This is a genomic window from Campylobacter showae CC57C (assembly GCF_000344295.2).
In the GTDB taxonomy this organism is placed as follows: Bacteria; Campylobacterota; Campylobacteria; order Campylobacterales; family Campylobacteraceae; genus Campylobacter_A; species Campylobacter_A showae_B.
In genome coordinates this window covers 1-6,780 of sequence record NZ_AOTD01000018.1, presented here as the reverse complement: position 1 = coordinate 6,780, position 6,780 = coordinate 1, and the positions used below count along the sequence as shown (strand labels likewise).

5 protein-coding genes are annotated in these 6,780 nt (G+C 50.1%); all 5 read left to right on the top strand.

The genetic code is table 11. The features are described from left to right. On the top strand, positions 1-241 hold a 241-nt coding region (locus tag H740_RS01005; RefSeq protein WP_002950422.1), incomplete at its 5' end, for an acyl-CoA thioesterase. A gap of 594 nt (positions 242-835) precedes the next feature. Next, the gene (locus tag H740_RS00995) at positions 836-3,094 is read left to right on the top strand and encodes a molybdopterin oxidoreductase family protein (RefSeq protein WP_231679287.1); all 2,259 of its coding nucleotides are present in this window, start codon (positions 836-838) and stop codon (positions 3,092-3,094) included. Positions 3,095-3,252: 158 nt separating this feature from the next. After that, entirely contained in the window at positions 3,253-4,272 is a 1,020-nt protein-coding gene (locus H740_RS00990) for an ABC transporter substrate-binding protein (RefSeq protein WP_002950417.1), read from the top strand. 53 nt (positions 4,273-4,325) lie between these two features. Continuing rightward, positions 4,326-5,807 carry a subtype B tannase gene (locus H740_RS00985; RefSeq protein ID WP_002950415.1) on the top strand — a complete coding sequence of 494 codons (1,482 nt, stop codon included), beginning with the start codon at positions 4,326-4,328 and terminating at the stop codon, positions 5,805-5,807. A 178-nt stretch (positions 5,808-5,985) separates the two neighbouring features. Further along, positions 5,986-6,780 (top strand): FecCD family ABC transporter permease (locus H740_RS00980; protein WP_002950413.1); only part of this gene is annotated, 795 nt, incomplete at its 3' end.

Sequence of the window (6,780 nt, the reverse complement as noted above, 5' to 3'; positions counted from 1 at the left end):
AGAGATTATATTTAAACAGCCGGTTTTCGTCGGCGACGTCGTGAGCTGCTACGCCAAGATAACGGAAGTGGGCAACACCTCGATCAAAACCAAGATCGAAGTCACGGCGCAGCGGCTAAATGCGGCGGGCTTTCGCGAGTGCATACATGTGACATCCGCGATCGCGACCTACGTGAGCGTGACCAAAGACGGCGCGAAAAAGCCGATCGATCCCGAGCTAAAAAAAGCGCACGGGTTTTGACCTGCTCGGCTTAAGGGCTTGGAGCAAGCTGGCTCGCCAAGCCCTTTAACGCGTCAAATTTGACTCGGTTTTGCGAACGGCGGTTAGTTAAATCGGTCAAATTTGGCAGAATTTGGCGGCTTGCTCGCGAAATCAAATTTTGTTTTGCCGAGTCGGCAGTCAAATTTGACCGGCCGAAACCCACTCTAAATTTACCGCACTTCAAAAATAATTCAAAATAAATTTAACGCCAAAACGCTCGCGCTATCAAATTTAAGCTTACAAATTTAACTGCACTATGCTCGTTTAACGCCTCACAAACGGATCAAATTTGATTAAGCGTTGAAGTAGAATTTTAAGTTACATTAATACAATAACTAATTCTAATCTTAATAAAATCTCTCAATATGCCTTTATAAGTAACTAAAATGATACGCTAGAAATTACGATTTTACAGCTATTACAGCTTTATTTACAGATATAAAATATAAATTAAATCTTAAATTTAAAAACTGATTTACAAGATTAAGAGAATTTATTATCTTTTAAGGACAAATATGCGAATATTTCATATTTAATAAATGTGCAAAATTTGCATATAAAAAAGGAGAAAAAATGACAAAGACCGGCAAAGTCATATGCCCGTACTGCGGCACGGGCTGTCAGGTCGAGCTTCACGTCGAAAACAACGTGATAAGAAGCGCGCTAGGAGTGCAAGATAACCCCGTAAACCAGGGAAATCTGTGCTTAAAGGGCTTTTACGGCTGGGACTACGTGGGGGCGCCCGATAGACTGACAAAACCGCTAATCCGCAAAAAAGACGGCGTATTTAGCAAGGATGGAGATTTTGAAGAGGCTAGCTGGGACGAAGCGCTCGATCTAGTCGTCTCAAAGATGAAAGAGGTCAAGGAAAAATACGGCCCTGACGCGCTAGTAGGCAACTACTCGGCTCGCTGTACGCTAGAGGACAACTACGTCGCGCAAAAAGTAATGCGCGCCGTAATCGGCACGAACAACGTCGATCACTGCGCTAGAATTTGACACGCTCCGACTGTGGCAGGTCTTGCCAAAACAATCGGTAACGGAGCGGCGACAAACAGCTTCACGGAGATCGGACCTTATAGTAATTGTATATTGATGATCGGCTCAAACCCCGAAAACGGCCACCCGATCGCGGCTATGCACATACAGCGCGCGCTAAACCGCGGCGCTAAGCTCATCGTGGTGGACCCGATAAAAACGGAATTTGCCAGCCGAGCGGATGTACATTTGCAGCTAGCGCCCGAGCATAACATCGCTGTTATAAATTCGCTCATTTACGTTATTTTCGAGGAAAATTTAGTTAACTGGGACTTCGTAAACGAATGCACCAAAGGCGTAGAATACGTACGCGAAGCGGTCAAGGACTATTCGCCTGAAGCTATCGCTAGTTACACCAATCTAAACCCTGAGGACGTGAGAAAAGCGGCCCGCATGTACGCGACTATCAGACCTGCGGTCATCACGCACGGCATGGGCGTTACGCACTTTAACCACGGAGTGGGCGCGGTTTGCGATATATCAAATTTATTCCTTTTAACGGGAAATATCTGCGAGCTAGGCAGCGGCGACCTACCGATACGCGGACAAGAAAACGTCCAAGGCTGCTGCGATATGGGCGTGTTGCCAAATATTTTCCCAAATTTGGGCTCGGTAACCGATCCTAAACAGCGCGAGTGGTTTGAGCAGGTTTGGCATCTAGAGCCAGGCTTTCTAAACGGTAAAATCGGCATCCACAAAACCGAAGTGCCAAACGCTATCCTTGACGGCAGGGTGCACTTTTTCTGGACGATGGGCGAAAACCCGGTCGTAACCGACCCGAACACCAACCACTTCCTAAAAGCGATTTCAAAGGTCGATATGTACGTGGTTCAGGATATATTCTTAACCGAAACGTCGCGTAAAGCCGACGTCGTGCTACCGGGTGTGGCAAGTAGCGAAAAAGAGGGCCTCTACGCTAACGCCGAGCGCCGCGTGCAGCACAACGAGCACGTTATCACCCCTCCTGGAGACGCCAGACAAGACTGGTGGATCATCTGCGAGATCGCCAGAAGGCTCGGAGCGACGGAGGGGTTTAACTTTAACTCGCCTGAAGAAATTTGGGAAGAAGTGCGCAAGTGCGACCCTAGAAGATATGGCGGCATGAGCTACTACCGTATCAAAAAGTATCATGGTTTGCACTGGCCGTGCCCGAATGAAAACGATATGGGCGGACAGAGCCTCTATCTAGATAAAAAATTCTTTACGCCGGACGGCAAAGGTAAATTTATCCCTTGCTTGCACGTAAAGAGCGTCGCAGATATCGAACCGGCAAAAGCCGAGTTTGCTAAACGCGTAAATTTACCGCCTGAGTACGAAGTGATGGCCGGTAGCGTGGACGAGCCGACCGACGCCGAGTACCCGATACAGTTGCTAACTACGCGTAAAGTCTATCAGTATGCCGGCGGCGTCATGACTAGACGCTCAAAAGCTATCGAAGAGGGCGGCGACAGTATCGGACCGATCGCGGAGATGAATCCTGCGCTGGCCAAACGCTACGGTATCAAGCAAGGAGACTTCATCAAAGCATGGAGTAGATACGGCTACATCGTCATCAAAGCAGACGTCACGGGCATCGTCCCAGACGGCGTCATACAGATGACCTACCACTACTGGGAGAGCTGCTGCAACGAGCTAACCAGCAACGGCTGGGACTTCATCAGTAAGACTCCGACCTTTAAGGCCGCCATCCAGATCCAAAGGATCGAGGAGGATGAGTTTTTGCGTATTCGCGAGCTAAAACGCATCAAATTCCAAACCAACAAGGTCATCTACGACGACTATCACCACGAGTGATTTTTAGCCCCGTTCGCAAAACCGCGGGCGGGGTTTTTAAATTTTGCTTTTCAAATTTGGCCTCAAATTTCGCTTCTTTCTTAAAATTTGAAAAATATATCTTATTTTAATATGCAATTTTGTAATATTATAAATTTATATCTCACAAGGAGCAAAAGATGAAAAAATTTCTCACGACGCTGCTTTTAAGCGCTATCGTCGCGCTAGGAGCCGAGGTTAAAACCGTCACCGACATGACCGGCAACGAGGTCAAAATCCCGGCCCAAACGCAAAAGATAGCCGCGCTTTGGCATGCAAATAACCAAGTGATCTTGGTACTAGGCGGCGCGGATAAGATCGTAACCACGACAGATCTTATCAAGAAAAATAAGTGGTTCGCCGCTATTTACCCGCGCATCGCAGATGTACCGGCCGCGCTAAACGGCAACGACATCCAGATCGAGGAGCTCGTTAAACTAGCGCCCGACGTAGTCGTCGTATCAAATAAAAATTTCCAAGAAAATCTTACTAAAAACGGATTTAACGCGGTAAACGCGATATTTCGCGACTACGACGATATGAAAAAAAGCGTGCTGCTAACGGCTGAGCTAATCGGCGGCGACGCAGCTAGCAAGGCAAAAGAGCTAAACGAAAACCTAGATGCTAACATCGCGCTAGTCACCGAGCGCACGAACAAACTAGACGACGCTGCGCGCCCTAAAGTGCTACATATCGTGGGCGGCGCAAACCTGCTAAAAATCGACGGCACCAAAACGATCATCGACACGTGGGTGAAATACGCAGGCGGTAAAAACGCGGTGCAAAAAGAGGGCAGCATGATAGAAATCACGGCCGAAGAGATCGTGGCGGCAGACCCTGATATCATCATCGTGGGCGGCGCGGACAATCAAAAAGCGGTTGAGAAAATTTACGCTGATCCGGTATTTGCAGGGCTAAAAGCGGTCAAAAACAAAAAAGTCTACGGCAACCCAAAAGGCGTGTTTAGCTGGGATAGATACGGCGCGGAGTCTGCGCTGCAAATTTTATGGGCGGCTACTATCGTTCAGCCAGAGCTCTTTAAAGACGTCGACGTAAAAGCCAAAACTAAGGCGTTTTATAAGAAATTTATGAACTACGACCTTAGCGACGCGGAGTTTGACTACATCCTAAAAGGGCTAAATCCGGACGGTAGCAAATAGTCAAATTTGAGCGGCTTTGCGGGTAAATCCCGCAAAATCAAAAGGAAACAAAGATGAAAAAGAGGGCGCTTGTTTTGAACGCGGCGGCTTGCCTGTGTGCGGCGATTAGCGCGCAGGCGGCGGATCTGAAATTTGACCCGGATAAATTTGAAACGCGCTCTATAAAAGCGGGCGAAAAAGAGGTTAAATTTAGAGCCTACGAGGGGATAGTTTACGTAGCAAACCCCGTGGATAGCCGGTTTCAGAGGCTAAATTTTTACGTTCCGGCGCGGTATTTCGAGGGCGGTAAAAGCGAGACGGGCAAATTTGACGCCTCAAGCGCACCGATATTTTTGCCAAACTCCATTGGCGGATATATGCCGGGCGAGCCTTTTACGCCGGCTCTTGATAAAAACGGCAAACCAAACGCGGTGCTAGCGGCACTTGAGCGCGGTTACGTCGTCGCAGCGCCCGGAGCTAGAGGCAGGAGCTCAAAGGACGCAAACGGCAAATTTAGCGGCAAAGCGCCCGCAGCCATCGTTGATCTAAAGGCCGCCGTGCGGTATCTAAAATTTAACGACGCAGCGATGGCGGGCGACGCAAACAAAATCATATCAAACGGCACGAGCGCGGGCGGAGCGATGTCGGCGCTGCTTGGCGTCTCGGCGGACGCGCCCGAGTTTGAGCCCTATCTGGCAGAACTCGGCGCCGCAAAGGCTAGCGACGAGATCTACGCCGTCTCCGCCTACTGCCCGGTTACAAACCTAGAAAACGCCGACGCAGCCTACGAGTGGATGTTTAGTGCGCAGACGAAATACGAGAAAATGGGCTTTAGCGCGCTTGACGCGGCTGGATTTAACGACCGACGTGGCAAGCCAAAAACCGTCTCCGGCGAGCTAACCGCAGAGCAAAAAGAGCTCTCAGCCGCGCTAAAATCAGCCTTCCCCGCCTACGTAAATTCACTAAATTTAAAGGACGCTAAAGGTCACACGCTAACGCTTGAGTCTAGCGGCGAAGGTAGCTTTAAGGAGTACGTCAAAAAGACGCTCGCAGACTCCTACGCCGCCGCAAAAAGCCGCGACAAAAGCCTGCTAAAGCCCGAGTTTTTCACGCTTGAGACGCAGGGCTGCACGCTCGGCTATGATTTTAAATTTGACGATTACGTCCTATCTATGCCGCGCGTCAAAACCGTGCCGGCCTTTGACGGGCTAAAGCTAGAAAACCCCGAAAACGACTTTTTTGGCGATGCTGACGCAGCGGCGAAGCACTTTACCGAATTTAGCGCCAAACGCGGTGCAGGCGAGATCGCAGACGCTAAAATCATAAAAATGGCAAATGCGATGAACTATCTAGGTAATGAAAATGCGGCTAAATTTTACCGCATCAGGCACGGCGCAACGGACTCCGATACGGCTCTAGCGGTGCCGCTTATCTTGGCGCTGGGGCTACAAAATGCTGGCAAGACGGTTGATTTTGAAGTGCCTTGGGGGCAAGGTCACGGCGGCGACTACGATCTGGACGAGCTTTTTAGATGGATAGATCGTGTCGTAAAATAGCTCAAATTTGGCGTAGCAGTGTACCGAGTCAAATTCTAAAAAGCGGCGGGTAAATTTGCCCCGAATAGCTCAAATTTGGCGCTCATATCGGGTTGTTTTGATTGCGGACAAAGTCTGTTTTTACGCTGATATTTTTATGCGGCGCTACCGCGGACAGAGATTTTATTTTAGGAGAAAGATGAAAAATATTAGTTTTAAATTTACGCTGATTTTGCTGGCCGTGCTGACCGTAGTTTGCGGCGTAGTCGCGCTTGGCGTCGGCAGGTTTTACGTGGCTCCCGGCGACGTGCTTAGCGTGATCGGCGGCTTTTTCGGTGTACCGACGGACGCCGCAGCAAATATCCAAAACGTCGTCGAAAACATCCGCATACCGCGCATTATCGCGGCCGTCCTCGTCGGAGCCGCGCTTAGCATCAGCGGAGCGGCATATCAGGGCGTCTTTCGCAACCAGCTAGTTAGCCCCGATCTGCTGGGCGTTTCGGCTGGAGCTTGCGTGGGAGCCGCGGTTGCGATCATGTTTGATATGTCTCTTTTTTGGGTGCAGGCGTTAGCCTTTGTCTGCGGGCTCGCAGCCGTAGGCATGACGCTATCCATACCGCGCCTGATGGGGCGCTCTAGCACGCTGATGCTAGTGCTCTCGGGTATCATCGTTAGCGGTCTGATGGCCTCGGTGATCGGCTTTTTAAAATATGTCGCCGATCCCGAGACCAAGCTGCCCGACATCGTTTACTGGCAGCTGGGAAGTCTAGCCAAGATCGACGCGGGCAATCTTAAATTTATCGCGCCCGTGATGATAGCCTGCGCGGTGCTACTCGTGGCGATGAGCTGGAGGATAAACCTGCTATCTCTAGGCGACGAGAGCGCGGCGAGGCTGGGCGTAAACGTAACGCTCGAGCGCGGCGTCATCATCGTATGCGCGACGCTGCTAACGGCATGCAGCGTGTGCGTGAGCGGTATCGTGGCGTGGGTGGGG